The following is a 24,225-nucleotide window of genomic DNA, read 5'->3' as shown; positions in this document are numbered from 1 at the left end:
GAGCTCGCCCCCACGCCCTGTTCGGTGTGCCGATCGCCGGTGCGGTGCTCACGCGCCCGGAGCGGCGTACTGAAGATTGCGGTGACGACCAGTCCGGTCAACAACGCCTTGGACAGGACTGATCCGACGAGATTTTTGAATGGTGTCATCGTGGTGGTTCCTTTCGTTTGGGGGATCCCCGCGAGGCAAGAGATCCGATCCACCACCCTTAGACGTGCGTTGTCGCGCGCTTATTCCCAAGTCACAAAGTAGTTTCCGAGGCGCGTACAATCTTCTCGGACACGAGACAGAGCTCCACGCCGGATTCGGTTGCCTGCATCGAACGTGAATAAAGGTTTAATTAGCCGAGAACCGGACGCGTCCACGCGGTGCGAGGCGAGCCTTGTTGAGGCTGTGACGGCGAGACCGAAAACGCGCATGGACCCACGGCGCGTATAAGACCATATTACCCAGGCATCACTTTGTTCTACGCGCAAAGGAGCCATCGAATGTACGCCAACATTCTCTTGAGCACGGACGGATCGGACGTTGCGCGAAAAGGCGTTGAGCATGGCATTGCCCTGGCGAAGGCGTTGAACGCCAGGCTGACGATCATCACGGTGACGGAAGCGCTGCCGGTCGACTATGGGAGCGGACACGCCTCGGGATGGATTCCGACGCAGGAGGAGGTTGACAGCTATGACGCAGCCTGCAAAGCCCGTGCAGGCAAAGTGCTCGATGAAGCGCGCGCCATGTCGGAGCAGATCGGCACGCCTGCGGAACTCCTGCACGTTCCGAATGCGCACCCGGCGACTGCGATCATTGAAACAGCAGAGTCGAGAGGCTGCGACTTGATCGTCATGGCCTCTCACGGGCGTCGCGGCCTCAGGAAGCTGTTTCTGGGCAGCCAGACATCCGAGGTCCTGGTGTACGGAAGCGTGCCGGTGCTGGTCGTGCCAAAACCGGCATAGTGCAGGGCTTACCCCACGCCACTCGGCTGTTCTGCTGGGCGAGCCCAACCAAAACAAGGCGCCAATCGACCGCTCTCACGCGGCAGGAGAATTTTATGGTCAGTGAAAAAGGCCCGAACATCAAAAAGAAGCAGAAATGCAAAAATTGTGAAGGCAAAGGCTTGCTCAAGAAGGGCGAGAAGGTGGTGAAGTGCCAGCGCTGCAAGGGCACGGGGGTGCGGTGATGTTGAGTTGATGACCGCTCTATTCCCGGGGGATTGCGATGACAGTGCACTTCCCAGCAATCGATTTTATTTTTGATCAGCCCGGCTGGATCGGGCCGAAGTCACGGCATCACCGATTCGCCTTAGCGTATTCGTGTTGCGCAACGTGCCGACGCCCTTCAGGCGCCCCGCGCCTAACGCCGAAAGCAAACGCGATCGCGCTGGATCTCCCGTAAAATGGATCCAGAGATCGCCACCGGCGACGGCTATTCGTTCATCGCTGATATAGCGTGCCAGGGCGCTTTCGCCGTCCTTCGGGATTGGACTGCGCATCACGCGAACGGCGACCCTTTGCGGATCGGCGGTCGCTTCGGTACGAAACGGGTTTGCGCGCAGCAGGCGTCGCCACGCGTCAGCATTGCGAACGATGATTGCGACATGCTTGCCGAACCGCACGTTGAAGGCGGCTTCGAGATTTTCTTCCAACTCGGAAATCGACGCCTTGTCGCTGTCAAACGTCAGATTTCCCGTCGCGCCGATGGTTCTGGGGTCGTGGAGGCCGAGGCCTTGCGCCATGGCACGCAGCTCGGCCATCGCCAATCGCCGGCCGAACGGGAGAACCACACTGTAAAGCAGGGCCACATAGGTCGTCATCGTTGGATGGCTCTCGTTCTCGGTCGGCTATCCTGACCAGCGTTATCTTTCACAAGGTCAAATATCTTTCGGGGTGCAGTCAAGCACTGTCACCGTAATAGCCCGCACCATGAAGCCACTGGTATTCCGGCCGGCAACATCAAGCTTCGTGCAGTATTCTGGGCGATCCATCACAGAAAGGTCGTGAGCTCATAAGCCAGCACGGCTCCGCCAAGACAGCGCCGCCATGGGTTCACCCCGCGGAAAATCTCGTCGAGGGCCCAAATGATGAGGCCGCCTTTGAACACGGTGTCCAGGGCAATAGCGGCAGTGCCCGGCGGCTGCCAGATCCAGCGCAGGGCACCGGCCACGATGACGACCCAGAGAGCGAGGTTGGGGGCCTGGGCGATCGTGATGTCACCGGTTTCGCGATTCCGAAAGAACCATTGCAGGAACCTGGACATGATCGCGCTCGCCTCTCCGATCGCGAAGATACTCGAATACTCCGGTCGCCGCGATTGCGGCCGTCCCGATGCCTGCGATCGAGGGCCGCATCAGGTCTTTCGCGATTTCGGGAGATGACGACGGCAGCGCTGGATGGCTCGCCATCGACGGGCCGCCCGTGCGTCCCGACGCATTGCGGCTGCTTCGGTGGAGCAGCCACATCGAACAAGGGCGCCGTCGCCGGCGCCCTTCATCGCTTGCCGCTCAATCCCGGCTGCGATGCAGCACGTGCCGTTGCTGCTGCGGCGCGTAGGCCCGCATCGGGTTGATACCGCAGCTCTCGTTGGTGCCGCTCGCGGTGGCGCGGCACTGCTCATAGGTGGAAAATTCGCAATTGCCGGGGTAGCCCGATTGGCGGCCCTGCAGGCAATAATTGTCCTGCACCTCGGTTGCGGACACGGCGGTAGAGGATGCCGCGACGGTCAGGGTGGAAACCGCCGCAAGGACGGCGATGGCAAGATGACGATGCATGAAGGAACTCCTGTGTAGCGCTCGCCGGATGCGAGAACTCTCGTGAGCTAACGTTTCAGATCTCGAATACTTCGCAGCCGGAGAGATTAATTCGCTGTTATGTGCCACAGGGGCGGCACGTCCGTGCTCCGCTCCACCGCGCACTCGGCACCATCGACAACGCAGGGCGCGTGACGAAAATCCCTGATGGTGGCGGGCTTGTCGCCGACCCAGCACGTACCGAATTTGGTCCAGCCGGGGGCGCGCGACCTCACAGCTCAGGCGGCCAGCCCGATCGCTCGGCTCGACGCAAAGACGACTTTACGATCAGGCGATGGAAGGGCGCGATTCCCGCGATATAGGCTCGCCCTCCCAAATGATTGAAGGTCACGACCGTTGTGGCGACAAGTCGGCGGCACAAGGCGGACTCTTCAACCAAAACGGACAAACGGAAGTCGAGATGGCGATCGTCCTCGCCAAGAATAATCTCATGACGACGCCGATCGTAGACCCGAAAGAAATCGATCCTGTCGGTCGCAACGTCACCGCGCAATTCAGACGATGTCTTAAGACCAAACCCCGCGACCAAAGTGTCCCTTAGAGCCACTAGCCAGCCGACCCACCGCGCCTGACCCATAAGCATATGGGTGGCGAGACGCTCGGCGTCGCCCGTCGCATGGCTCGGCAGATCGATCGCGAATGCGTCAGCGAAGCCCGCTTTGGCGTAGAGCGGCTTGAGCACCGAACGTTGCGGCAAATCCACTCGAGCAACGCGCGCCATAGATGTTCCGCCCGGACTGAATGGAAGCGAAGAGGTGGTGGAGACCAGTAGCACCAGCGGGGCTCTCCAACAAGCGGCGAGGCCGCCGGGCAGGTCGGCCCCTTCCCGCTCAGCGGTCATTGAAACTGAAGCGCAGACCACGCTGTCGGCCACGCCCACTCACCCTCCATCCACCACGCACTCCGCACCATCGATAACGTAGGCTGCGTGACGAAAATCCCTGATGGTGGCGAGCTTGTCGGCGGACCAGTTCAGCAACATGAAATATTTCGGCTGCCCGCTCGGCTCATTCGGATCGAACACCAGGATCGCGGGACGTCCGTCGACCTGCCCCGTCACCAGGTGCCAGTCGCTGATCTTCGAATAATTGCCGAAATAGCGCGACACCTCGGCCTTGCCGTTCAGCCTGGTGCGGTTGACGAGCTCGAGCCTGACGTCATCGGCGATCATGGCGCGGATCGCGTCGAAGTCGCGGGCATTGAAATGACCGACATAGGCGTTGAGCCGCGTGCGATCGGCCTCCGACAGGCCCGGCTGCGGCGCGTCGTCCGGCTCCCCGGCGAACTCACGCAGCTGCGTGCGCCCGCGATGCAGCGCGGCCTTCACCGCCGGCAGGCTGAAATCCATGATGTCGCAGACCTCGGCAAGCGAGCAGCCGAGCACGTCCATCAGGATCACGCTGGACCGCTGCGCCACCGGCAGCCGCATGAAGGTGCGCAGGCTGGTCGCAGCGATCTGGCGGCTTTCCACATCATCGAGCTGGTCGGCAATCATCTCCACCTCCTCAGCCGAATGCAGCGCCTCCTGCCGGTTGCGGCGGCGCAGGAAATCCAGCGCGGTGTTGTGCGCGATGCGGAACAGCCAGCCCTCCGTATTGACGACGGGCGTGACCGATTGCAGCGCTCCCATCGCCTTGATCAGCGCATCCTGCAGCACGTCCTCACCGTCGATGACCGAGCCGACCATGCGCGCGCAGTAGCGATGCAGCTTCGGCCGCAACCGCGCCAGCAGCGCCTCGATATCGATGGTGGCCAGTGGCTCTGGCGCCATTGCTCCTCCGCCTCGCCTAGTCAGGACTCGTCCAGCATACGGTAGTTGCCGACGATCCTCACATCACGAACCAGCGGCGGCTCGGCGCAGCGGTCGCGAATGCCGTCCTGGAACGCCTGAAACGCCCTGAGTTTCGGGATCGGGCTCGAGCCGTCCTCGGCCGTAGCCTCGACCAGATGGATGAAGGTATCGTCCTCCAGCCGCAGCGTCAGATAGCGCACGCCGTCCGGCCCGGCCGCCTTCAATTCGGCAAATACGGCCGAAACCAGCTCGGCGTTCCTGTCGGCCAGCTCCGGCTTGGCCTTGTACCTGATCAACGTCCTTTTCATCGCGCTCTCCTTGCTCATGTCGCCACCTGGCTCGCCCATCGCGCGCCATCTTTCCATTTTGGCATGACCTTCCCGGAAAACCGGTGCTCCGCTTTCCGGATCAAGCTCGCGTCAATGGCCGCGTCATCCCCAAGGACGTTTGGCGGCCGGCAAAGGATGCGGCCCGGGAAAAATTATTTTCCGGGCGCATCCTTTGCCCCTCCGGCCTCGTCTAGCCCGCAGAACGCGCCGCGACAGGGCGGCTCGACACACGGAGAGAGGGCGATGCAGACTCCGACCAATCGCGCCGAGAAGAACTGGGTGCTTGGCGTCACCGCGCTGGCATCCTTCATGATGGCGCTGGACGCCATGATCATTACGACGGCATTCGCGACCATCCGCGCCGAATTCGGCAGCCCGGTCGAGACGCTGCAATGGACCGTCAACGCCTTCAACCTGACCTTTGCCGTGCTGCTCCTGACCGGCGCCGCGCTCGGCGACCGCTTCGGTCGCCGTCGCATGTTCGCGGCCGGGATCGCCCTGTTCGTCGTTGCGTCGGCGGCCTGTGCGCTCGCCGGCAACGCCCCCGCGCTGATCGCCGCCCGCGCGCTGCAGGGCTCCGGCGCCGCATTGGTGATGCCGCTGGCGATGGCGATCCTGAGCGGCACGTTCGGCCGCGAGGAACGCGCCCGCGCGCTCGGCATTTTCGCCAGCATCACCGGCTGCGCGCTGATCATCGGCCCGGCCATCGGCGGCTTCATCACCGAACATTTCGGCTGGCGCTGGGTGTTCTGGATCAACCTGCCGATCGGCCTGATCGTGATCACCCTGGTGCTGGCACGCTTGCGCGAAAGCTTCGGACCGGCTGCCGCATTGGACATCCCGGGACTGTCGCTCGTCGCCCTCGCGGCGCTGGCGCTGGTCTGGAGCCTGTTGCGCGGCAACGCAGTGGGATGGGCGAGCGCTGAGGTCATGGGCACGCTGATGTCAGGCCTGGTGTTCACAGCCGGCTTCGTGCTCTGGGAATTGCGCGCGGCCGCGCCGATGGTGCCGATGCGGCTGTTTGCATCACGCGCCCTCGCCTCCGGCATGTCCGCAAGCGTCCTGTTCTACGCCGCGATGTATGGCGTCTTGTTCCTGCTGCCGCAGTTCCTGCAGACCGCGCTGGGCTTCGACGCCTTCGGCGCCGGACTTCGCCTGCTGCCCTGGACCGCAACGCTGTTCGTCACCGCCCCGATCGCCGGCGCGGTCGTCAACAGGTTCGGCGAGCGGCCGCTGGTGGTGACGGGATTGCTGATGCAGGCGATCGGCCTTGGCTGGGTCGCGGAGATCGTGAGCCCCGCGGTTGCCTACTCCGCTCTGGTCGCGCCGCTGGTGCTGGCCGGCGTCGGCGTCTCGATGGCGATGCCGGCAGCGCAGAACGCGATCCTGAGCTCGGTCGCGGTGGCCGAAATGGGCAAGGTGTCCGGCATCTTCAACATGGGCCGCTTCCTCGGCGGCATGTTCGGCGTCGCTGCACTCGTGGCGAGCTTCTCGGCCCATGGCGGGGTCGATTCGGCCGCGCATTTCGAGCGCGGATTTGCCGCGGCGATGAGCCTCGCCGCAATGCTGTCGTTGGCCGGCGCGATTGCGGGGCTTTTCCTGCCGGTACGGCGACGGACCGCCAGCGCAACCGCGCCACAGGATGCGTGGCGGTGATGTTGAGGTGATGACCTCCCTCATGCCAAGATAAGGGCCGCCAAGCTGTCAGCGGCGGATACCGGCACCATTCACTGTTCGCCCCATCCGAACAGTGAAGCCAATTCTAGCGAGATTATCCAGCCAACCCGCCCGCCTATTATCTCCCCATCAAACAGGGAGATCCCACCATGACCACCCAGCACCCACGCACAGCCATCGTCACCGGCAGCTCGAAGGGCATCGGCGCGGCGGTCGCCGAGCGGCTGGCGCGGGACGGCCTCGCCGTCGTCGTCAACTATGCGAGCGGCGCGGCGCCGGCCGAGGCGCTGGTGGCGAAGATCAAGGCCGCCGGCGGAGCGGCGATTGCGGTCAAAGCCGACATCAGCAAGCTGGCTGACGTGCGCGCGCTGTTCGACGCGGCCGAGACGGCGTTCGGCGGCGTCGACGTGCTCGTCAACAATGCCGGGATCATGAAGGTCGCCCCACTGGCCCAGACCACCGACGAGGTGTGGGACCAGACCATCGCGATCAACCTCACCGGCACCTTCTATGCGCTGCGCGAAGCGGCGAAGCGGCTGCGCGAAGGCGGCCGGATCGTCAATTTCTCGACCAGCGTGGTCGGGCTTTATCAGCCGACCTATGCGGCTTACGCCGCGACCAAGGCCGGCATCGAGGCGATCACCCACATCCTCTCGAAGGAGCTGGGATCGAAGCGGATCACGGTCAACGCGATCGCGCCGGGCCCTGTCAACACCGAGCTGTTCCACAACGCCAACCAGCACGACATCTCGCCGATCATCGACCGCACGCCTCTCCATCGTCTCGGCGAACCCGACGACATCGCGCGCGCGATCTCGTTCCTGGTCGGGCCCGACGGCGGCTGGATCAACGGCCAGATCCTGCGCGCCAATGGCGGCATCATCTGAAGCCGCATCGTCTGGAGATCATGACCATGAGCGATGCGATCACGGGCGGGGCGCCACGGCACAGCCCCGCGTCCCTGCTGTTGCCTGGCTTGCGAAATTTCTACGAGATCGCCAATCCCGTTTCCTATGCGTTTCTGCGCGTTGCCTTCGGATTGATCCTGTTCACGCACGGCTTGCCGAAACTGCTCGGCGAGTCCCACGGCGCCATGGCCAATCCGTTCGCGAGCTCCATCAATTTCATCACCAATTCATTGCATTTTCCGGCCCCGGTGGCGTTCGGCTATTTCGTGATGCTGCTGGAAACCATCGGGGCCATCATGCTCGCCGCGGGGCTGTTCACCCGCCTCGTCGCGCCGATGGTCGCCGTGCAGATGGCGATGATCTGCCTGATCCATTATCCCAAATGGGCCTGGATCGATCGCGGCATGGAGTACCCGTTCCTGATGGGCCTCGTTGCCCTGCACATGTCGTTTCGGGGCGGCGGACGATTTTCCGCGGACCGCTTGATTGGACGGGAGCTTTGAAGGCGCGCCGGGCGGCCCTGCCCGCTCCGGCCGCGCGAGGTCTTCACACCGCCGCCGTTCGATCCCCCCGCACACAACGCCACAGCAGATCGGCGATCTCGGCGCGGCGCTGCGCCCTCGCCTTTGGCGAGGACATGTCGAAGGCGAATTGCGCCTCGAACGTGTGACGGTTGGCGACCGCGAAGAAGCTCAGCGCATTCAGCGTCATATGCAGTTCGACCGGATCGATTCCGGGCCGGATCGCGCCGCAGGCCGCGCCGCGCTCCAGCACCTTGGCAATCTGGCTGATGCTCGGCTGCGTCATCTCCTTGAGCCTGCGGCTGATGGCCATGTGCCGTCCGCGATGGATGTTCTCGATGCTGACGAGGCGGACGAATTGCGGATGGGCCTGGTGGAAATCGAAGGTGAATTCGGCAAGACGGCGGATCGCGGCCTCCGGCTCCAGCGCCTCGAGATGCAGATCCTCCTCGGCGGCGCGCATCTCCGCATAGGCCATCTCCAGCACCGCGGTGAACAGCTCTTCCTTCGAGTTGAAATAGTAGAAGATCAGCCGCTTGGTGATGTTGGCGCGGGCGGCGATGGCGTCGGTGTTGCCGCCGGACAAGCCGTTCTCGGCGAACTCCTCGAAGGCGATGTCGAGGATCTCCTGCCGCGTCCGCTCGCGGTCGCGCCGCTTGATCGGCACCGGCTTCGCCGCCCGCACGGGCTGCTTCTTCACACCTGGCATCTGGCCCTTCGGTCGTTCGCGGCGGCTGGTCGCGGCCTCGCCCTCCCTCCATAGCGCAATCGCGGGCACTTGACATCAATTATCCCATTGGATAATTATCAATTAACTCATGGATTAATTAAGGGAGGAGACACATGCGCCTGATCGGCGACCGCCGCGCCAGCTCCCGACCACTGCGACTGCCGGGATTGCCTGTGCAGGCGAGCAGGCCATGACCGCGCTCGGCCTTGCCCATCTCACCGCGTTGGAGCTTGCGCCCACGGCGCTGGTTGCCGAGGCGGCGCGGGCCGGGTTTGCCGCCGTCGCGCTACGCTTCATCCCGGCAACCAGCGACGGGCCGGCCTATCCGACGCAGGTCGGCACCGAGGCCCACCGAGCGCTGAAGCGCGTGCTTGGCGGCGAGGGCGTGCGGGTCAGCGACATCGAGCTGGTCCAGCTCAAGCCCGCCATCGACATCTCCTCGCTCGCAGGCTGTCTCGAAGCCGGCGCCGATCTCGGCGCCACAGCGATCATCGCTTCGGGCGACGACCCGGATCGGTCCCGGCTCACCGCGCGTTTCGCCGAGCTCTGCCAGCTCGCCGCGTCGTTCGGACTGCGCGTCGACCTCGAATTCATGCGCTGGCGCGCGATCGGCACCCTGGCACAGGCCGCGGCGGTCATCCGCGACGCAGGCCAGACCAACGGCTCCATCCTGGTCGACGCGTTGCACCTGGCGCGCTCCGGCGGCCGGGCCGCCGACCTGATCCCGCTTCCCGACCATTGGCTTCGCGCCGCGCAACTCTGCGATGCCGCCGCCGAAGCGCCGGCAACGGACGCGGCGATCATCGCCGAGGCGCGCGCGGGACGGCTACCGCCCGGCGACGGCGCTCTGCCGCTCGGCGCACTGCTGGAGGCGCTGCCCACTGATGCCGCCCTCAGCGTCGAGATGCCGTTGCCGGCGCTCGACGCGAGAGAGCGGATCGCCACGGCGTTCAACGCGACCAGGAACTTGCTCGAAGGCCAGGCCCGCGGCGCCAGACGCCGCGACTGCCACGGCTGGGCCTAAACCCAACGGAATGCACGCGATGACAAAAATCAGGATTGGCGTGATCGGCGCAGGATTGATCGGGCGCAAACATCTGCGCAAGCTGGCCGAGCATGGCGACTACGAGCTCGCCGGCATCGCCGACGTCAACGCCGAGCAGGTCGCGGCCGAGCAGCCCGGCGCACGCGTCTTCGCGGATTACCGGAAGCTGCTCGACGAGGCTCGGCCCGAGGCCGTGATCATCGCATCGCCCAATCAGCTCCACGCCGAGAACGGCATCGCATGCGCGCGGGCCGGCATCCATATCCTGATCGAAAAGCCGGTCACCGATACGCTGGAGACCGCCGCCGGCCTGATCGCGGAGGTCCGCAAGGCCGGCATCCGGTCGCTGGTCGGGCATCACCGCCGCCATCATAGGCAGGTGAAGGCGCTCAAGGCGCTGCTTGGCCAGGGCCGTATCGGCGATGTCGTCGGCGTCTCGGCGATCTGGGCCACGCACAAGCCGGCCGACTATTTCAAGGCGGCGCCCTGGCGGTCGCAAGCCGGTGGCGGGCCGATCCTGATCAATCTGATCCACGAGATCGACTTCCTGCGCTTTGCGGTCGGCGAGATCGTTGCCGTGGAGGCCATCGCCGCGAACCGGCAGCGCGGCTTCGCGGTCGAGGATACCGCCGCCGCGCTGCTCGAGTTCGAGAACGGCGCGCTCGGCACGTTTTTCCTCAGCGACTGCGCGGTGACGCCCTGGACGATGGAGCAAGGTCTCGGCGAGGCGCCGGAGTTTCCGTTCAGCGGCCAGAGCAGCTACCGCCTGATGGGCCGCCGCGGCGCGATCGAATTTCCAAGTCTCGATCAATGGACGCAGGAAGGCGGCGCGCAGGACTGGAACAGGCCGATCCAGGCGCAGGCCAATCATGCGGCGTCGATCGATCCTTACGTCGCGCAGCTCGATCATTTCCGCGACGTGGTCCGGGACGTGACGCCGTCGCTGCAACCGGTCGAGGACGGCGCGCGAAGCCTGCTGGTGACGCTCGCGATCGCAGAGGCCGCGACGGCGCGACGGCGCATCGACCTGCGCGAGCGCTACGCGGAGCTCGGTGAGCAGGCAACGACCTAGAGCACGGCTTTCACCGCCGTCGGACAGACGCGAACGGGCCAAGCCACGCCAAGAGGGCGGCCCGGCCACGCCAAGAGGGCGGCCCGGAGGGAGGAGCGAGGTGAACTACAAGTTCGATTTCGGACCCGTGATCGAGGGCCTGCCGGAGCTGCTGTGGGGCTGTGCCGGCACGCTCGGCCTGGCGCTGTCGGGCATGGTGCTGGCGCTGATCATCGGGATCGGGGGCGTGCTGCTGCGCGATTCCCGGTTCGCGCCGGTGCGCTGGCTCGTCATCGCGTTCGTCGAGGCGATCCGCAACACGCCGTTCCTCGGCCAGATCTACTTCGTCTTCTTCGCGCTGCCGATGGTCGGCATCCGCCTCGATCCCACGCTGACCGCGATCATCGCGCTCGGCGTCAACGGCGGCGCCTATGCGATCGAGATTATCCGCGGCGGCGTGCAGTCGATCAACAAGGGGCAGGTCGAGGCGGGACTGGCGCTCGGCCTGAGCCGGACGCTGATCTTCCGCCTGATCGTCCTGAAGCCGGCGCTGCGCGCGATTTTCCCGTCGCTGACCAGCCAGTTCATCATGCTGACGCTGACGACGAGCATCGCATCGGCGATCTCGGCCTACGAGCTGACCTCGGTCGGACAGGCGATCGAGACCAACACGTTCCGCAGCTTCGAGGTCTATGGCGTCGTCACGCTGCTCTATCTCGCGATGTCGTGGATGCTGATGCAGATGTTCGCGCGCATCAACGCGCGCTTCCTGCTCTATCCCGTGAAGTGAGGACGGCGCATGGACAAGAACCAGTTCCTGTTCCTGCTCGGCGGCCTGAAATGGACGCTGGCACTGTCCGCGATCGGCTTCGCGCTCGGCTCGGTCGCCGGCCTCGGCGTCGCGCTGGCGCGCACGTCGGGCCGGCGCTGGCTCGAACGCGGCGCGGCCGCCTACATCGCGCTGTTCCAGGGCACGCCGCTGCTGATGCAGCTGTTCGTCGTCTATTACGGCCTCGCGCTCGCCGGGCTGAAGCTCGATCCCTGGGTCTCCGTCTCGATCGGCTTCACCCTGCATGCCGGCGCCTTCCTCGGCGAGATCTGGCGCGGCTCGATCGAAGCGGTGCCGCGCGGCCAGGTCGAGGCCGCCAAGGCGCTCAGCCTCGGCTACCTCGACCGGATGAAGGACGTCGTGCTGCCGCAGGCGATCCGCATCTCGCTGCCCGCGACGATCGGGTTCCTGGTGCAGCTGATCAAGGGCACCTCGCTTGCCGCCATCATCGGCTTCACCGAGCTGATGCGCGCCGGGACCATCGTCTCCAACCAGAACTTCAAGCCGCTGCTCGTGCTCGGCCTGGTCTGCGCGCTCTATTTTGCGCTGTGCTGGCCGCTTTCGCTCTATGGCGCCTGGCTGGAGCGGCGGCTCATCACCGCCGCACGATGATGAATTCAACACAGAGGAGGGAATGATGACCAAAAAGACAATCCAGTTCAATCGCCGCCACATGCTGGCGCTCGGCGCCGCCGCGATCGCCTCGCCGTTCGTGCTGTCGCGCGCCGCCTACGCGGTGACGCCCGCGGAGATCAAGGCGCGCGGCAAGGTGCTGATCGGGATCCAGGGCGACAATCCGCCCTGGGGGTTCGTCAATTCCTCGGGCAAGCAGGAGGGCCTCGATGCCGACCTCTCCGAGCTGTTTGCAAAGGAGCTCGGCGTATCCGCCGAATTCACGCCGCTGGCCGTCGCCAATCGCATCCCGGCGCTGACGTCGGGGCGCGTCGACATCCTGTTTGCGACCATGGCGATGCTGCCGGAGCGCGCCAAGGCGGTGCAATTCTCAAAGCCCTATGGCGCCAACATCATCACCTTCATCGCGCCGAAGGAGATGGAGATCAAATCGCCGGCCGACATGGGCAAATATGTCATCGGCGTCGCGCGCGGCAGCGTGCAGGACACCGACGTCACCAAAGCGGCGGCGCCCGGCACCACCATCCGCCGCTTCGACGGCGATGCGCCGACCATGCAGGCGCTGCTGTCCGGGCAGGTGCAGGCGGTGGGCGGCAACATCTTCTACGTTCCGCGCCTCAACGAATCCAAACCCGGCGCTTACGAGAACAAGCTCGAATTCACCAAGCTGTATAACGGCGCCTGCACGCGGCTCGGCGAGAAGGAGATCAACGCCTTCGTCAATGGCTTCATCGACAAGATCATCGCCAGCGGCGAATGGGCCAGGATCTATCCGAAATGGATGAACAACCCGCTGCCGGCCTTCCCCGACAGCATTCCCGGCATCCCCTTCACCGTCAGCTGAGGGAGAGTGCCATGTCGGTCACAGCCATGCCGGTCGCAGCCACGGCGGACACGATGATCGCGATGCGCGGTGTCAACAAATGGTACGGCACCTACCAGGTGCTGACCGACATCAACCTGGCGGTCCGTGCGAGCGAGAAGATCGTCCTATGCGGGCCGTCCGGATCGGGCAAATCGACCCTGATCCGCTGCATCAATGCGCTGGAGAACTACCAGAAGGGCGAGATCGTCGTCGACGGCGTGCATCTCGGCAGCCAAGGCAAGGCCATCGATGCGGTGCGCCGCGAGGTCGGCATGGTGTTCCAGCAATTCAACCTGTTCCCGCACATGACGGTGCTGGAGAACTGCACGCTGGCGCCGATCCGCTCTCGCGGCATTCCGCGCCCGGCGGCCGAGGAGACCGCGCGGCGGCTGCTCGACCGCGTCAAAATCCTCAACCAGGCGGACAAATACCCGGCGCAATTGTCCGGCGGTCAGCAGCAGCGCGCGGCGATCGCGCGGGCGCTCTGCATGGAACCGAAGGTGATGCTGTTCGACGAGCCAACCTCGGCGCTCGACCCGGAAATGGTCAAGGAGGTGCTCGACACCATGATCGGGCTTGCGACCGACGGCATGACGATGATCTGCGTCACCCATGAAATGGGCTTCGCCCGGCAGGTCGCCGACCGCGTGATCTTCATGGCGGAGGGGCGGATCGTCGAGGAGGCGGAGCCGGAAATCTTCTTCAGGGCCCCGCAGCACGAGCGCACCAAAAAATTCCTCGGCGAAATTCTGCCGCATCGTTGAAGCCGTGCCGGCGCAGCGCGAAGGCGGTCCGGTGTCCACCCTTGCGAGCCCCCTCACGCCTCCACCCGATACAGCCTCCACCGCTCCGGCACGCCCTTGAGCTGGTGCATGCCGTGATCCCTGAAGCTGATCGTCGATGGTGCCTTCAGCAAATCCTTGACCGCGCTCGAGACCAAGACTTCGCCGGCCCGCGCTTTCGCTGCGACGCGGGTGCCGATGTGGAAGGCGAGACCGACCATTTCGCCGCCGCTGATCGTATACTCGCCCGCATGCAGGCCGACCCTGATCTCTAGCCCCAGCGTGCGCACCGCCTTCTGGATCGCGGTCGCGCAACTGATCCCGGCAGCCGGCGCCTTGAACGTCGCTAGCACGCCGTCGCCCGTCGTCACGACTTCCTTTCCGCGCGAGCTCTTCAGCTCCTTGCGGACGGCTGCGTAATAATGGCCCATCACCTTGGTCCAGCGCGCATCGCCGAGCTTCGCGGCCTTGGCGGTGGAGCCGACGATATCGACGATCAGGATGGTGGCGAGCGCCCGCTTGAGATCGGTGCCGCGCTCGGCGGGGGGGCGCCGGAGCGCGATAGCTCCGACCAGCGGCTCATAGCGATGGCTGCGACGCCGCGCGATCGCGGCCTTTGCGTAATCCTGGGCACGCTGCGCCGTGCCGCACCGAACTGTCTTCTCCTGCGGCGAGCGCGTCCAGTAGACCTTGCGCCCGGCACCGGTGCCTTGGACCTCCACGCCGCCCCACTTCAGGAAAACCGCCGAGCCGACGCGCCTGACACACCACGCCTTCGACGTGTATCCCGATACGTTCGACTGATGGACTCCGATGCGAAGGAATTTTGGCATGAACGCGCGGCCAGTCGAAGGAACGTTTGGGCGGACCTGCGACCAACGTATTCGCACATTCCTGCATTGGCAACAGGGCTCCTCGCACCCTACGCTCCCCTGCGAGCCTCCTGCTTGCCGATCGAGCAGCGCCACGCCGCGAGACGTTCGGCTGGATGCTGCGCCATCCATTCGGCAAGTTGCGGCGCTCCCATCAGACAGGACTGCATCGTCACGTCAGCGAAATCCGAGGTCGTGACAATCTGCTCGTGGCAATCTGTCGGCGACGAGAGGCTGCAGAGCACGGCAATGATCTTGATCATGTCACGAGAGCTCCTTCGACGTGCTCGGGCTGTGCGTCGCCGCCCGAGTGGTCGACCGCGGCTCGACGGGCCGCTCGCCGTCGGGATCGGCCCGCGGAAACACGGCGTAATAGTTAGCGCGCGCTTCGCGGATCAGCCGCGCACGCTCGCGCTCGGCTCTTGTGACCAGTCGAACAACTTCGCCCATATCGGCTCCACGGGGTGGCAAGAGAGGAAACTGACCAGACGGCCCTGGTTGGGCGACCGGCTCACCGCGCAACCCGCAATCACGGGTACGATTCGTATCGCGTGCCGGCCGAACGCGCCGATGACCTCGCCGCATCGACGCTTGATGCCTTTTCGGCGCGCCGCTGATAGTCATTGGCCAGCATCTCAAGCCGGGTCGCGACCACGATGTCCGTCATGGTCCGGGCCGCGCGCAGCAGGCTCTGCGCCGTCTCGAGATATTCCTTTCCTCGTCGTGACATCTGCATGGTCATAGGCGCCTCGCGCGGCTTTCTGAAAACATGTCGACAACCGATGGAAATCGACCGAACCAGTCGCGCTCACCCTGCCGGCGCGCCGCCAAACGTTCGACGCACTTTTTCGAGCAAAGGGGCTTTCGCCAAGAGTAGTAGCGGACCAGACCAAACTTGCCGTCGCACGCGGCACAGCGAGCGGTTCGACTTCCAGAAACTTGGGAACAGTTTGGCATTGTCGTCTCCTCTTGTGGTCGCGTCCGATGTGTCGATCACCTTTTCTGTTGCATCGAGGCAGCCGCATCGACTGTCCTCGACCAAATCTTGCGGCACCAATCGCAACGCCGCCAGTGAAGCCAACCTAGGTGTCCTGCGCGAACATATCTTTCAACAACGCGTCCGATATTGCCCATAAGCACGACTTCCGTCGCGCGCAGGGGACGTACCCCGACAACTGCGCGTTTGCGCGATCGCCCGATTCCGGAACTGGATCGACGTCACAGCGACGCACGCATGCACCGTTAGTCACGGCACATCGAGGCCATGATGGGCGGCGATAGCGACCGTCGTTCGGAGATGCCGGGGTGTGCGGGACGATGGCAAGCTGGCCGTGGTCGATGAGGATCAGGATTTCTCCGCCGTGCCGCGCAATCGGTGGCGCGCGGGCCATCGGCAATCCTGCGTCAGCGAGATTTCAACCGGACGGCTGCGGCGAGCATGCCGCCGCCTCAGCCGTGAAACGCAAACAGCTCGATCGGATCGCTGAAGCCGCGCACCTCGTATTTGCCGACATGCTCGAGCTCGAACTCCCGCTCGACCAGCTCGGCGAAGGCGCGCGAGAGCAGCACCGGTCGTCCCAGCTGCTTGGTCAAGGCTTCGAGACGGGAGGCCATGTTGACGGCGGGACCGATGACGGTGAAGTCGAGCCGGCTGGACGATCCGATATTGCCGTACATGACGTCGCCGACGTGGACGCCGATGCCGTAGTTCAGCGGCGCGCGGCCGGTCCCGTTGTTCCGTTCGTTCAGCGCGGCCATAGCCTGCCGGGCTTCAGTCACGGCGCGCAGCAGGTTTGCGCAGGCGCCGGGCCCGCTGAGCGGGAAAATGGCGAGCAGGCCGTCGCCGATGAATTTCAGGATTTCGCCGCCGTGCCGCGCGATCGGCTCCGACATCGCGTCGAAATAGTCGTTGAGGAGATCGATGACGTCGTCGCGCGGCCAGTTGTCCGAGATCTTCGTGAAGTCACGGAGGTCGCAGATCATGATCGCGGCACGCACCGTCGTGCCGGTGCCGCGCCGCGTGGCCCCGGCCAGGATGAGCTCGCCGGCATGGGAGCCGACATAGGTCTCGAGCAGCGTTCGCGCCAGGCGGTTCTTGACGCGGATCTCGCTGACCAGCGCCAGCACCGGCAGCACGTTCTTGAGCGCAACCAGATGCGCGTCGTCGAAGCCGCCGGGGCGATCGGTCGCGAAGGTGACGAGATGGCGCTTGCCGAGTGTGTGGTGGAGCGGCCAGGCGACGTAGTCGGTCAGACCTTTCGCGCGCATCTCGTCATAGACCGCGTGCCTGCGGCCGAGCGACGGATCGCCTTCGAGATTCTCGCGGAGTTCGCTCGCACCGTCCAGCATTTCGCTGACAGGGCTGCCGATGAACTCGGATCGCTCGAGCACATCGAAGTCGACCCGCGAGATCTTCGCCTCGCGCATGCCATCCAACCACATGAAGGCGGCGCCGAGCCATTGCGGATGCTGGATCCGGACGTGCATCGTCGACCGCTTGAGCGGAATGCCCGCCTGCTGGAGGCGGATGCACATCTCGGCAAAGATGTTGTCGACGAAGCGCTCGCCGCTCGTGCCGTTGGTCAGCCAGTCGACGACGCCGTCGGATAGCGTGGTGGGGCGATTTTGGTCTGGCGCGGTCATATCCTGCCCGTTCATATCGTGGCTTGCGCGGCGGTCCGCATGATCAGGGCAGATATCGTGTTCCGGCGCCGCGGCGTCAACCTAGCCATGTGCATGGATTGTGCGCATCCGCCGGGCGATTGCCATCTAGCCGACGAGCTGAATCGAGCCCAGTACCGCCAGCCCTGAGACGAGTCCCAATCTGGACGCCTGGGTCTGCTCGACCTTCAGCGTGCTGCCGTCGGGGATGACAATATCCTCGCCATTGAGACGAATGCTGCAATCGCCGGAAACCGCGTAAACCAGGTGCGTGCCGGCGGACAATGGCCGCTCGCCGGGTTCCCTGAGTGCCAGCAGCTCGATCTCCGCCGCGCCGCGCCGGGCCATCAGGTTGACGACCTCGACGGGACCCGCCTCGAGCGCGGTCACGACCTCCATCTCGCCGGTGAAGCGCACCGTCGTAAAAGGTTCACGCTCGTCGAAGTCCTGGCTGGGCGACTTCAGCACCAGCCCGCGCCCACCGACGACCATTTGCAGGCGGTCGATGCCGGGCATGTAGGAGAAGGGCCCGGGCGCCACGATCGGCGTCGAGGCAAAGCGCCAGAGCAGGCTATCCCAATCCTTCGCCGGCGCGTCGGCGCGATGGGCATCCGCGATATCGGTGAAGATGCCGCCACCGTTCTTCCAGGGCGAACGGGCGTAGTCTTCGGACTTCAGCAGCGTGGTTTTCATGTCTTGAATTTATCCGGGAAAGCGTGTGGCCGAGCTCGCCCGCGCATCATGCGCGGGTTGGGCCGGCTTTGCCAACCGGTTTCACCAGCGATGAATTGCCGTCACGCCTTGGCGTCGAGGTTCAGCCTGGTGCTCAGCTCGTTGACGAGCGAATCCACGAACTGGTTCTGATAGGCCGAGATGCCGTTGAAATAGACCGGGCCGCCGGACTGCACCAGCAGGCCGCCGCCGGACACTTCGGCATCCTTGGCACCGCTCTCGGATTGGGTATCGAGCTTGCCCATGGCGTCGTCGAGCTGCGCGGCGGTCTTGTCGTCCATTTCGCCATTGGCCTGAAGCGTGGCGAGCAGCGCCTGGTAGGCACTGCCGAGATCGGCTCCCGTCCCTGTCTCGGCCGTCGCCGAGAACGTGCCGTTGGTCTTGCCGCTGTAGCTCTTGTAGGTCAGCGTCTCCGTGGTGGTGCCGTCACTGTTGGTTCGATTGTCGAGCAACAGTTCGAACGCGTTGCCATAGGCGCCCGTCGTCAGCATGTTCGGATCGTTCGGATTCTTGTTCTTGCTCGCGCCTGTCTTGTCGGAGCCTGCGGTCCAGTTCGGCGGGACGGTGTAGCTGACGTTGGTCACGGCTTCATTCCTGTGATCATTGCGCGGAAACATTCAGCAATTTTTGTGCCAGCGAAAGCGCAGTTGATTCCTGTCGGCTTTCCTTGTCGTAGCGCGTGGAATTCGCACAACGCTGCAAAAATTGCCCGGCAGTTTCATCCGTCGCGCGATTGTGCGGAGCTTGCGCCTCAGTTCGTAGCCCGGATGAAGCGCAACGCAGTGCCGGGGCAGCTCGCGCGATGAGGCTGTGCTCCCGGATGACGGAAGCTGGCCTCGGCCAGCTGAGCGGCCGCTTCCCCTTGCCCCCGCCGGCGGCAATTTAGGTCAGAAATCTACCCCTTTTGGGTACCTTGCACGAAGCTTGAAGCGCCGCATAATACAGACACTTATCCAAAGGTAACCCGCTCGCGCTTCGGCCAGGCAATTGCGTAACGCGCTCCTCTCAGTGGGAGAATTGCAATGCCCGTGTTGGACTTGCCGTACTGGTTGATCATTGCAGGCTCCGCGTTGGTATTGGGCGGGCTCATTGGCTTAGGGGTCAGCCGCAACAGGCGGGTTGAGCGCGATCCCATTCTGCTCCCGGGCGATTTGACGGCATGGAGAGACGAGGGATCAGAGACCTCGGACCTTGCGGCTATCCGGGATTCGCACAGGTAGGCACTGGCGGCTTGCGCCCGTGGCCCATTCTGCGGAGCAAACTCTGGAGAGAGACATGACCCTGCACTTTACGCGCGTCGAGACTCCGGTGCATGAACTCGAAATCTGGATGGCGTGCAGCGGCGGATTTTCGTTTGTGATCAGTAACGAAAGCCGCACCGGCCCTGGTCTTCACGGAAAGCCGGGCCTGGTTGCCTCATGGCGCCCCGTCGAAGAAAACAAGTCCGCAATCAAGCTTGGCGGCTCCCCCTTCAGTACCTTCGCCGAAGCCGAGAAGGCCTGCGAAGCCGTATTGGAAGCACTCGAACAGATGAGCGCATCGCAAACTCCGACGATTGCAGAGTCGCCGCAATAAAGAGAAACCTCGGCTTCGTGGGGGTATCGAATTCGGTGGCGCCGGATTGCCGCCGGCGTCTCACATCCCGCTCAGGCCGCTATCGACCGCGAGCGTCTGTGCGGTGACATAGACGCTTTCGTCCGACAGGAAGAACAACACGGGGTAGGCAATTTCCCATGCGGTCGCCTGGCGGCCGAAGGGGACGTGGCCCTTGCCGCGGTTGGGGCGGCCGGCGCCGGCTTCGCGGCCGTTGGGAGTGTCGACGAGGCCGGGATAGACGAGATTGGCGCGGATGCCGCGGCGCGATCCGAGATGGGCGATGTTGCGCATCAGGCCGCCGAGCGCAGCTTTTGAAGAGTCATACACCGCCATCTGCGAGCCGGCTTTCAGCGCGGCAATCGAGGAGATGAAGACGATGGCGCCGCCATTGTCGAATTTCGGCATCGCCGCGCGACAACAGAGCATGGGACCGCGAACGTTGACGTCGTAGATCCTGTTCCACTCCTCGGGACTGACGGCATCGAGCCCCGTCTTGCCGAAAGTGCCGATGTTCAGCACCATGCCGTCAAGGCCGCCCATCGCGCGATGCGCCTCCTCGATCATGCGCTGGACCTCAGGCTCCGACGTGACGTCGGCAGTGATGGCAAAACCCTCGCCGCCTTCATCGGTGATGTGCTTGACGGTCTGCTGTGCGGAGGTCCGGTTGAGATCTGCCACCGCCACCTTCGCGCCCTCACGTGCGCACAAAATGCTCATGGCGCGGCCATTGCCGATTGGATCGGTGGCGGCGTCGAACACGCGCTGGCCGCCGCCGACGATCAGGATACGGTGTCCCTTCAGGCGTCCCCTGCCCGGCGCTTCGCCCAATGACTCCGCGCTTGGTGGACGGACGTAACGCTCCGGCTTGCTATCGATTTCCGCCATCTCAGCCGCCCTACTTCTTGCCGCCGTCATAGACCTTCATGCCGGCCGCGGGATCGAGATCGGTTTCGGTTGCCTCGGTCAGGCGCGCCATCATCATATAGAAGCCGAGCGCAACGATAGCTTCGACGATCTCCTGATCGCTGAAGTGTTTTCGCGCGGCAGCGAAGGTCGCCTCGGGCACGCGGACGTTCTCCACGATTTCGCGGCCGAATTTCAGCAAGGCTCGCTCCGCGTCGCTCAATGCGGCAGAGTCGTATTCGGTGCGTTCCACCGCATCGATCTGTCCTTGCGTGCAGCCGACCCCGAGCGCGATCGGCACGTGCTGGCGCCATTCATAGGCGCCGCCCTCGAGCTGGGCGGCCTGCAAGATCAAAAGCTCGCGGTTGACGGCTGAGAGCTTCTGCTTGTGCAGGATCGAATTGCCGAGCCGCATCGCCGGGATCATGTTGGCCTCGGCATGGGCCATCATGCGGAAGATGTTGAGCTTGACCGGCATGCGGTCGAACGAGGCGCGGATATCGCCGCTCGTCGTCTCCGGATCAATCAGGGGCAGCCTTGCCACGCGTTTCTCCCTTGGGTTTTCGTTTCTTGTTGTCTTCGCCATTGCCTGCCGCGATCAGCGACAGGAAAAAGGCGAGATAGCGGTCGATCGCCTCGATCACCTTCGGCCGCGGCGAAGGTGCTGCGCCCATCACGTAATGCTCGAGGCGGATGTAGATCAGGCCGGCCGCGAACAGCCGCGCGGTCTCGCGCGGATCGGGTGTCGAGACCAGGCCGGCGAGCGCAAAACCGCGAAAGTAATCCGTCATCATGCTCTGCTCGCGCGCATAGAAATGGTCGGCGAATTTGGCGCGGATGCCGGGCACGCGGTTACGCTCGGCGGTGATGACCTTCTGGAACTGATGCTCCCGCGGATCGGACCATTGCTCGACGAGGTCCAATGCGAACTGCCGGCAGAACGCGGCGGGCTGGCGCGCCAGCTGCCTGTAGCGCGGCTCTTCCAACCGGCTCGCCGAACTGGCGGGGCCGTGCTCGGCCACGATCGCTTCGAGGATCGCGGCCTTGCCGGAGAAATGGTTGTAGAGGCTGCTTTCGCGAATGCCGACGCGGCGCGCAAGCTCGCGCATCGAGGCGCCGCCATAGCCGCTCTGCGCGAACAGATTGAGCGCTTCGGAGAGGATGCGCTCGCGGGTCGTGGGCGCAGCCACTTCCGCCGCGCTGGAGGTGTGAACAGCCATGTGGCTTGACTAACGAACGATCGTTCGCTAGTCAACCGTACGAACGATCGTTCGTTTCGCCAATCTGGCGGCAGCAGTCGCGGCCCCGCAAGTCCGCTTCGGGCGCTGTTCTCGCGTTTCAACTCCGCTCCAATGAGAGGCGGAGAGCAATTTTGGGGAGACGACCTCATGGCGCGCTTTGCCCGCCTTCGCCTTCGTGCGGCCTGCATCCTGTTGCCGCTGCTCGCAGCCAGTGCCGTTCAGGCCCAAAGCGCGAAATACGATCCCGGCGCCGACGACAAGACCATCAAGATCGGCACCACCGCGCCTTTGAGCGGGCCAGTGTCCGCCTTCGCGCAGATCGCGAAATCGGCGGAGGCCTATTTCCGCAAGGTGAACGACGACGGCGGCGTCAACGGCCGGCGCATCCAGATGATCATCGCCGATGATGCCTACAGCCCGCCGAAGACGGTGGAGCAGACCCGGCGGCTGGTCGAGAGCGAGGAGGTGCTGCTGATCTTCGGCGGCGTCGGCACGCCGACCAACAGCGCCGTGCACAAATATCTCAACGACCGCAAGGTGCCGCAGCTCTTCCTGGGCTCTGGCGCCGCGAAGTGGGACGATCCCAAGAACTTTCCGTGGACCGTCGGCTGGCAGCCGACCTATCGCGACGAGGCGATCGCCTACGCGAAGTACATCAAGGCGAGCCATGCCAACGCGAAGATCGGCGTGCTCTACCAGAACGACGATCTCGGCAAGGATTATCTGAAGGCGTTGGAGGAAGGGCTCGGCAGCGGCGAGGCCATTGTCGCGCGCGCGGCCTATGAGACCTCGGCTCCGACCGTCGACACGCAGATCCTGCAGCTCAAGACCGCAGGCGCAGAAATCGTGCTGGTGGCGGCAACGCCAAAATTCGCGGCGCAGGCGATCCGCAAGATCGGGGAGATCGGGTGGAAGCCCACGACCATCATCTCCAACGTCTCGGCCTCGATCAGCGGCGTGCTGGAGCCGGCCGGCAAGGACAATTCCACCGGCGTCATCTCCAGCCAGTATCTGAAGGATGCGACCGACCCGGCCTCGAAGGACGACGCGGGCTATAAGGAATGGCTGGCGTTCATGGACAAGTACCTGCCGGACGCCAACAAGAGCGACTGGCTCAACGTCTACGGCTACACCATCGCGCAGACGCTGGTGACGGTGCTGAAGGCATCCGGAAACGACCTCACCCGCGCCAATGTGATGAAGCAGGCAACGACCATGAAGGACGTGCGTCTGCCGATGCTGATCAACGGCACCGCGGTGAACAATTCGCCCGAGCATTACACGCCGATGACAAGCCTTCAGCTCATCCGCTTCGACGGCACGCGCTGGGTGCCGTTCGGCGACCTCCTGAAGAACTGAGCCCATGCGGCAAGTCAGGATCGGCAGCATGCGGGTCGATCTCGTCAGCGAGATCCCTTCGCTTGCCTTCGAGAAGACCTGGCTGTTCGCCAACGTCACCGACGCGGTGATCGCGGAGAACCGGAGCTGGCTCGATCACCGCTATATCGAACCGGAGACCGGCCGCTTCATCCTCAGCCACCACTCTTATCTCGTCCGCACGCCGCGCTGGACCGCCGTCGTCGATACCTGCTGCGGCAATCACAAGCATCGGCCGCGCGTGCCGGTGTGGGACAACCTCAACCGGTCTTATCTCGACAACATGCAGGCGCTGGGCGTTGCCCCTGAAGAGGTCGACTTCGTGATGTGCACGCATCTGCATGTCGACCACGTCGGCTGGAACACGCGCCTCGTGGACGGCCGCTGGGTGCCGACCTTCCCCAATGCGCGCTATCTGATGGGGCGCGCCGAATATCGACACTTCGAAGCCGCGCACAATGCGGCGCCGAAGAACCCCGTGAACCACGGCTCGTTCGAGGATTCCGTGCTGCCGGTGGTCGCGGCGGGCCTCGCCGAGTTCGTCGAGACCGATCATCGCCTGTTCGCCGATCGCGACGCAGGCTTACGCTTCGCGCCTGCGCCGGGCCACACCGCCGGCAACATGCAGATCCACCTCAATGGCGGCCACGATCACGCGGTGATGTCCGGCGACGTCATCCACCATCCCATCCAGTGCGCGGCGCCGTGGTTGTCGAACGCCGCCGACGTCGATCCGGCCGCCGCGGTCGCAACACGGATGGCGCTGCTGGAAGAACTTGCGGACACGCCGAGCTATCTGCTCACCGGCCATTTTCCGGCACCGACTGCGGGCCGCGTGATCCGGCATGGCGAGGCCTACAGATTTCGTTTCGAGGATTAGG

General features: G+C 64.4%; 32 protein-coding genes. 14 read left to right on the top strand and 18 right to left on the bottom strand.

The annotated features are described in order from the left end of the window. The first annotated feature begins 488 nt into the window (after window positions 1-488). Together ABIA90_RS41230 and ABIA90_RS41225 are read left to right on the top strand one after the other, a co-directional pair. Window positions 489-950, top strand: coding sequence for a universal stress protein (locus tag ABIA90_RS41230; protein ID WP_085403286.1), 462 nt, complete (start codon window positions 489-491; stop codon window positions 948-950). 95 nt (window positions 951-1,045) lie between these two features. Further along, window positions 1,046-1,174 (top strand): hypothetical protein, encoded by a 129-nt coding sequence (locus ABIA90_RS41225; protein WP_256376431.1) that lies wholly within the window; start codon window positions 1,046-1,048, stop codon window positions 1,172-1,174. Between the two features lie 66 nt (window positions 1,175-1,240). On the opposite strand, the gene ABIA90_RS41220 is transcribed toward ABIA90_RS41225, so the two are convergent. From ABIA90_RS41220 to ABIA90_RS41195, 6 genes are all read right to left on the bottom strand, one after another. Next, on the bottom strand, window positions 1,241-1,807 hold the full coding sequence (locus ABIA90_RS41220; protein WP_354121323.1) for a DUF1697 domain-containing protein: 567 nt from the start codon (window positions 1,805-1,807) through the stop codon (window positions 1,241-1,243). Between the two features lie 170 nt (window positions 1,808-1,977). Beyond that, the gene (locus ABIA90_RS41215; RefSeq protein WP_354121322.1) at window positions 1,978-2,250 is read right to left on the bottom strand and encodes a hypothetical protein; all 273 of its coding nucleotides are present in this window, start codon (window positions 2,248-2,250) and stop codon (window positions 1,978-1,980) included. Window positions 2,251-2,494: 244 nt separating this feature from the next. Further along, entirely contained in the window at window positions 2,495-2,761 is a 267-nt protein-coding gene (locus ABIA90_RS41210) for a DUF3551 domain-containing protein (protein WP_071916356.1), read from the bottom strand. Window positions 2,762-3,011: 250 nt separating this feature from the next. Then, the gene (locus tag ABIA90_RS41205) at window positions 3,012-3,680 is read right to left on the bottom strand and encodes a DUF2867 domain-containing protein (protein ID WP_354121321.1); all 669 of its coding nucleotides are present in this window, start codon (window positions 3,678-3,680) and stop codon (window positions 3,012-3,014) included. Further along, complete coding sequence (locus ABIA90_RS41200; RefSeq protein ID WP_354121320.1) at window positions 3,681-4,571, bottom strand: sigma-70 family RNA polymerase sigma factor; 891 nt, start codon at window positions 4,569-4,571, stop codon at window positions 3,681-3,683. Between the two features lie 20 nt (window positions 4,572-4,591). Then, a complete protein-coding gene (locus tag ABIA90_RS41195) occupies window positions 4,592-4,900 on the bottom strand; it encodes a Rossmann-fold NAD(P)-binding domain-containing protein (protein ID WP_038936396.1) in 309 nt (102 codons plus the stop codon). Window positions 4,901-5,164: 264 nt separating this feature from the next. On the opposite strand from ABIA90_RS41195, the gene ABIA90_RS41190 reads away from it, so the two are divergent. The 3 genes from ABIA90_RS41190 to ABIA90_RS41180 all read left to right on the top strand — a co-directional run bounded on the left by ABIA90_RS41190 (window position 5,165) and on the right by ABIA90_RS41180 (window position 8,009). After that, window positions 5,165-6,577, top strand: a complete 1,413-nt coding sequence (locus ABIA90_RS41190) for a DHA2 family efflux MFS transporter permease subunit (protein WP_354121319.1) — start codon at window positions 5,165-5,167, stop codon at window positions 6,575-6,577. Window positions 6,578-6,747: 170 nt separating this feature from the next. Further along, on the top strand, window positions 6,748-7,485 hold the full coding sequence (locus ABIA90_RS41185) for an SDR family oxidoreductase (protein WP_354121318.1): 738 nt from the start codon (window positions 6,748-6,750) through the stop codon (window positions 7,483-7,485). Between the two features lie 26 nt (window positions 7,486-7,511). Beyond that, complete coding sequence (locus ABIA90_RS41180; protein WP_167768142.1) at window positions 7,512-8,009, top strand: DoxX family protein; 498 nt, start codon at window positions 7,512-7,514, stop codon at window positions 8,007-8,009. A gap of 43 nt (window positions 8,010-8,052) precedes the next feature. Here ABIA90_RS41180 and ABIA90_RS41175 read toward each other — a convergent pair whose 3' ends face one another. Then, complete coding sequence (locus tag ABIA90_RS41175; RefSeq protein ID WP_085403281.1) at window positions 8,053-8,736, bottom strand: TetR/AcrR family transcriptional regulator; 684 nt, start codon at window positions 8,734-8,736, stop codon at window positions 8,053-8,055. A 211-nt stretch (window positions 8,737-8,947) separates the two neighbouring features. On the opposite strand from ABIA90_RS41175, the gene ABIA90_RS41170 reads away from it, so the two are divergent. The 6 genes from ABIA90_RS41170 to ABIA90_RS41145 all read left to right on the top strand — a co-directional run bounded on the left by ABIA90_RS41170 (window position 8,948) and on the right by ABIA90_RS41145 (window position 13,944). Beyond that, window positions 8,948-9,781: a sugar phosphate isomerase/epimerase family protein gene (locus ABIA90_RS41170; protein WP_354121317.1), complete on the top strand. Its 834-nt coding sequence runs from the start codon at window positions 8,948-8,950 to the stop codon at window positions 9,779-9,781. 19 nt (window positions 9,782-9,800) lie between these two features. Continuing rightward, on the top strand, window positions 9,801-10,874 hold the full coding sequence (locus ABIA90_RS41165) for a Gfo/Idh/MocA family protein (protein ID WP_354121316.1): 1,074 nt from the start codon (window positions 9,801-9,803) through the stop codon (window positions 10,872-10,874). Between the two features lie 100 nt (window positions 10,875-10,974). Then, window positions 10,975-11,643 carry an amino acid ABC transporter permease gene (locus tag ABIA90_RS41160; RefSeq protein WP_354121315.1) on the top strand — a complete coding sequence of 223 codons (669 nt, stop codon included), beginning with the start codon at window positions 10,975-10,977 and terminating at the stop codon, window positions 11,641-11,643. Window positions 11,644-11,652: 9 nt separating this feature from the next. After that, window positions 11,653-12,294 (top strand): amino acid ABC transporter permease, encoded by a 642-nt coding sequence (locus ABIA90_RS41155; protein WP_354121314.1) that lies wholly within the window; start codon window positions 11,653-11,655, stop codon window positions 12,292-12,294. 22 nt (window positions 12,295-12,316) lie between these two features. Beyond that, a complete protein-coding gene (locus tag ABIA90_RS41150) occupies window positions 12,317-13,159 on the top strand; it encodes a transporter substrate-binding domain-containing protein (protein ID WP_354121313.1) in 843 nt (280 codons plus the stop codon). A 26-nt stretch (window positions 13,160-13,185) separates the two neighbouring features. Beyond that, complete coding sequence (locus tag ABIA90_RS41145; RefSeq protein WP_354121357.1) at window positions 13,186-13,944, top strand: amino acid ABC transporter ATP-binding protein; 759 nt, start codon at window positions 13,186-13,188, stop codon at window positions 13,942-13,944. Window positions 13,945-13,997: 53 nt separating this feature from the next. On the opposite strand, the gene ABIA90_RS41140 is transcribed toward ABIA90_RS41145, so the two are convergent. From ABIA90_RS41140 to ABIA90_RS41105, 8 genes are all read right to left on the bottom strand, one after another. Continuing rightward, window positions 13,998-14,795 (bottom strand): adenylate/guanylate cyclase domain-containing protein, encoded by a 798-nt coding sequence (locus ABIA90_RS41140; RefSeq protein WP_354121312.1) that lies wholly within the window; start codon window positions 14,793-14,795, stop codon window positions 13,998-14,000. A gap of 89 nt (window positions 14,796-14,884) precedes the next feature. After that, window positions 14,885-15,097, bottom strand: a complete 213-nt coding sequence (locus ABIA90_RS41135) for a hypothetical protein (protein WP_014497603.1) — start codon at window positions 15,095-15,097, stop codon at window positions 14,885-14,887. 1 nt (window position 15,098) lies between these two features. Beyond that, window positions 15,099-15,284 (bottom strand): hypothetical protein, encoded by a 186-nt coding sequence (locus tag ABIA90_RS41130; RefSeq protein ID WP_354121311.1) that lies wholly within the window; start codon window positions 15,282-15,284, stop codon window positions 15,099-15,101. Window positions 15,285-15,363: 79 nt separating this feature from the next. Further along, entirely contained in the window at window positions 15,364-15,576 is a 213-nt protein-coding gene (locus ABIA90_RS41125; RefSeq protein ID WP_063985337.1) for a hypothetical protein, read from the bottom strand. A 66-nt stretch (window positions 15,577-15,642) separates the two neighbouring features. Continuing rightward, window positions 15,643-15,915 carry a hypothetical protein gene (locus ABIA90_RS41120; RefSeq protein ID WP_354121310.1) on the bottom strand — a complete coding sequence of 91 codons (273 nt, stop codon included), beginning with the start codon at window positions 15,913-15,915 and terminating at the stop codon, window positions 15,643-15,645. A 368-nt stretch (window positions 15,916-16,283) separates the two neighbouring features. Next, complete coding sequence (locus ABIA90_RS41115) at window positions 16,284-17,477, bottom strand: adenylate/guanylate cyclase domain-containing protein (RefSeq protein ID WP_063986667.1); 1,194 nt, start codon at window positions 17,475-17,477, stop codon at window positions 16,284-16,286. A gap of 126 nt (window positions 17,478-17,603) precedes the next feature. Beyond that, window positions 17,604-18,188 (bottom strand): HutD/Ves family protein, encoded by a 585-nt coding sequence (locus ABIA90_RS41110; protein WP_354121309.1) that lies wholly within the window; start codon window positions 18,186-18,188, stop codon window positions 17,604-17,606. A gap of 101 nt (window positions 18,189-18,289) precedes the next feature. After that, complete coding sequence (locus ABIA90_RS41105) at window positions 18,290-18,811, bottom strand: hypothetical protein (RefSeq protein WP_354121308.1); 522 nt, start codon at window positions 18,809-18,811, stop codon at window positions 18,290-18,292. 691 nt (window positions 18,812-19,502) lie between these two features. Here ABIA90_RS41105 and ABIA90_RS41100 point away from each other — a divergent pair. Further along, window positions 19,503-19,802, top strand: a complete 300-nt coding sequence (locus ABIA90_RS41100; RefSeq protein WP_354121307.1) for a hypothetical protein — start codon at window positions 19,503-19,505, stop codon at window positions 19,800-19,802. 60 nt (window positions 19,803-19,862) lie between these two features. Here ABIA90_RS41100 and ABIA90_RS41095 read toward each other — a convergent pair whose 3' ends face one another. Genes ABIA90_RS41095 through ABIA90_RS41085 form a run of 3 tightly spaced genes read right to left on the bottom strand, consistent with a single transcriptional unit; the run spans window position 19,863 to window position 21,946 of the window. After that, window positions 19,863-20,708: an SDR family NAD(P)-dependent oxidoreductase gene (locus ABIA90_RS41095; protein WP_354121306.1), complete on the bottom strand. Its 846-nt coding sequence runs from the start codon at window positions 20,706-20,708 to the stop codon at window positions 19,863-19,865. Between the two features lie 10 nt (window positions 20,709-20,718). Beyond that, complete coding sequence (locus ABIA90_RS41090) at window positions 20,719-21,270, bottom strand: carboxymuconolactone decarboxylase family protein (RefSeq protein ID WP_354121305.1); 552 nt, start codon at window positions 21,268-21,270, stop codon at window positions 20,719-20,721. Next, window positions 21,248-21,946, bottom strand: coding sequence for a TetR/AcrR family transcriptional regulator (locus ABIA90_RS41085; protein ID WP_354121304.1), 699 nt, complete (start codon window positions 21,944-21,946; stop codon window positions 21,248-21,250). Before ABIA90_RS41085 ends, ABIA90_RS41090 begins: the two co-directional genes overlap by 23 nt. A gap of 168 nt (window positions 21,947-22,114) precedes the next feature. Between ABIA90_RS41085 and ABIA90_RS41080 the strand changes: the two genes are divergently transcribed. Continuing rightward, window positions 22,115-23,326: an ABC transporter substrate-binding protein gene (locus ABIA90_RS41080; RefSeq protein WP_354121303.1), complete on the top strand. Its 1,212-nt coding sequence runs from the start codon at window positions 22,115-22,117 to the stop codon at window positions 23,324-23,326. Between the two features lie 4 nt (window positions 23,327-23,330). Next, window positions 23,331-24,224, top strand: a complete 894-nt coding sequence (locus ABIA90_RS41075; protein WP_354121302.1) for an MBL fold metallo-hydrolase — start codon at window positions 23,331-23,333, stop codon at window positions 24,222-24,224. Window position 24,225: the final 1 nt, after the last annotated feature.

Source organism: Bradyrhizobium sp. LA6.8 (assembly GCF_040547935.1).
Taxonomy (GTDB): Bacteria; Pseudomonadota; Alphaproteobacteria; order Rhizobiales; family Xanthobacteraceae; genus Bradyrhizobium; species Bradyrhizobium barranii.
This window is presented reverse-complemented; position numbering and strand designations above follow the sequence as displayed.

What these genes read in the sequence shown, in the direction of transcription:
- ABIA90_RS41145 (WP_354121357.1), top strand. Translation starts at nt 13,186, where the DNA reads ATGCCGGTCGCAGCCACGGCGGACACGATGATCGCGATGCGCGGTGTC.
- ABIA90_RS41080 (WP_354121303.1), top strand. Translation starts at nt 22,115, where the DNA reads ATGGCGCGCTTTGCCCGCCTTCGCCTTCGTGCGGCCTGCATCCTGTTG.
- ABIA90_RS41200 (WP_354121320.1), bottom strand. Translation starts at nt 4,571, where the DNA reads ATGGCGCCAGAGCCACTGGCCACCATCGATATCGAGGCGCTGCTGGCG.
- ABIA90_RS41155 (WP_354121314.1), top strand. Translation starts at nt 11,653, where the DNA reads ATGGACAAGAACCAGTTCCTGTTCCTGCTCGGCGGCCTGAAATGGACG.
- ABIA90_RS41210 (WP_071916356.1), bottom strand. Translation starts at nt 2,761, where the DNA reads ATGCATCGTCATCTTGCCATCGCCGTCCTTGCGGCGGTTTCCACCCTG.
- ABIA90_RS41225 (WP_256376431.1), top strand. Translation starts at nt 1,046, where the DNA reads ATGGTCAGTGAAAAAGGCCCGAACATCAAAAAGAAGCAGAAATGCAAA.
- ABIA90_RS41140 (WP_354121312.1), bottom strand. Translation starts at nt 14,795, where the DNA reads ATGCCAAAATTCCTTCGCATCGGAGTCCATCAGTCGAACGTATCGGGA.
- ABIA90_RS41100 (WP_354121307.1), top strand. Translation starts at nt 19,503, where the DNA reads ATGACCCTGCACTTTACGCGCGTCGAGACTCCGGTGCATGAACTCGAA.
- ABIA90_RS41170 (WP_354121317.1), top strand. Translation starts at nt 8,948, where the DNA reads ATGACCGCGCTCGGCCTTGCCCATCTCACCGCGTTGGAGCTTGCGCCC.
- ABIA90_RS41075 (WP_354121302.1), top strand. Translation starts at nt 23,331, where the DNA reads ATGCGGCAAGTCAGGATCGGCAGCATGCGGGTCGATCTCGTCAGCGAG.
- ABIA90_RS41125 (WP_063985337.1), bottom strand. Translation starts at nt 15,576, where the DNA reads ATGACCATGCAGATGTCACGACGAGGAAAGGAATATCTCGAGACGGCG.
- ABIA90_RS41220 (WP_354121323.1), bottom strand. Translation starts at nt 1,807, where the DNA reads ATGACGACCTATGTGGCCCTGCTTTACAGTGTGGTTCTCCCGTTCGGC.
- ABIA90_RS41135 (WP_014497603.1), bottom strand. Translation starts at nt 15,097, where the DNA reads ATGATCAAGATCATTGCCGTGCTCTGCAGCCTCTCGTCGCCGACAGAT.
- ABIA90_RS41095 (WP_354121306.1), bottom strand. Translation starts at nt 20,708, where the DNA reads ATGGCGGAAATCGATAGCAAGCCGGAGCGTTACGTCCGTCCACCAAGC.
- ABIA90_RS41175 (WP_085403281.1), bottom strand. Translation starts at nt 8,736, where the DNA reads ATGCCAGGTGTGAAGAAGCAGCCCGTGCGGGCGGCGAAGCCGGTGCCG.
- ABIA90_RS41180 (WP_167768142.1), top strand. Translation starts at nt 7,512, where the DNA reads ATGAGCGATGCGATCACGGGCGGGGCGCCACGGCACAGCCCCGCGTCC.
- ABIA90_RS41130 (WP_354121311.1), bottom strand. Translation starts at nt 15,284, where the DNA reads ATGGGCGAAGTTGTTCGACTGGTCACAAGAGCCGAGCGCGAGCGTGCG.
- ABIA90_RS41115 (WP_063986667.1), bottom strand. Translation starts at nt 17,477, where the DNA reads ATGACCGCGCCAGACCAAAATCGCCCCACCACGCTATCCGACGGCGTC.
- ABIA90_RS41230 (WP_085403286.1), top strand. Translation starts at nt 489, where the DNA reads ATGTACGCCAACATTCTCTTGAGCACGGACGGATCGGACGTTGCGCGA.
- ABIA90_RS41215 (WP_354121322.1), bottom strand. Translation starts at nt 2,250, where the DNA reads ATGTCCAGGTTCCTGCAATGGTTCTTTCGGAATCGCGAAACCGGTGAC.
- ABIA90_RS41185 (WP_354121318.1), top strand. Translation starts at nt 6,748, where the DNA reads ATGACCACCCAGCACCCACGCACAGCCATCGTCACCGGCAGCTCGAAG.
- ABIA90_RS41190 (WP_354121319.1), top strand. Translation starts at nt 5,165, where the DNA reads ATGCAGACTCCGACCAATCGCGCCGAGAAGAACTGGGTGCTTGGCGTC.
- ABIA90_RS41150 (WP_354121313.1), top strand. Translation starts at nt 12,317, where the DNA reads ATGATGACCAAAAAGACAATCCAGTTCAATCGCCGCCACATGCTGGCG.
- ABIA90_RS41195 (WP_038936396.1), bottom strand. Translation starts at nt 4,900, where the DNA reads ATGAAAAGGACGTTGATCAGGTACAAGGCCAAGCCGGAGCTGGCCGAC.
- ABIA90_RS41110 (WP_354121309.1), bottom strand. Translation starts at nt 18,188, where the DNA reads ATGAAAACCACGCTGCTGAAGTCCGAAGACTACGCCCGTTCGCCCTGG.
- ABIA90_RS41085 (WP_354121304.1), bottom strand. Translation starts at nt 21,946, where the DNA reads ATGGCTGTTCACACCTCCAGCGCGGCGGAAGTGGCTGCGCCCACGACC.
- ABIA90_RS41165 (WP_354121316.1), top strand. Translation starts at nt 9,801, where the DNA reads ATGACAAAAATCAGGATTGGCGTGATCGGCGCAGGATTGATCGGGCGC.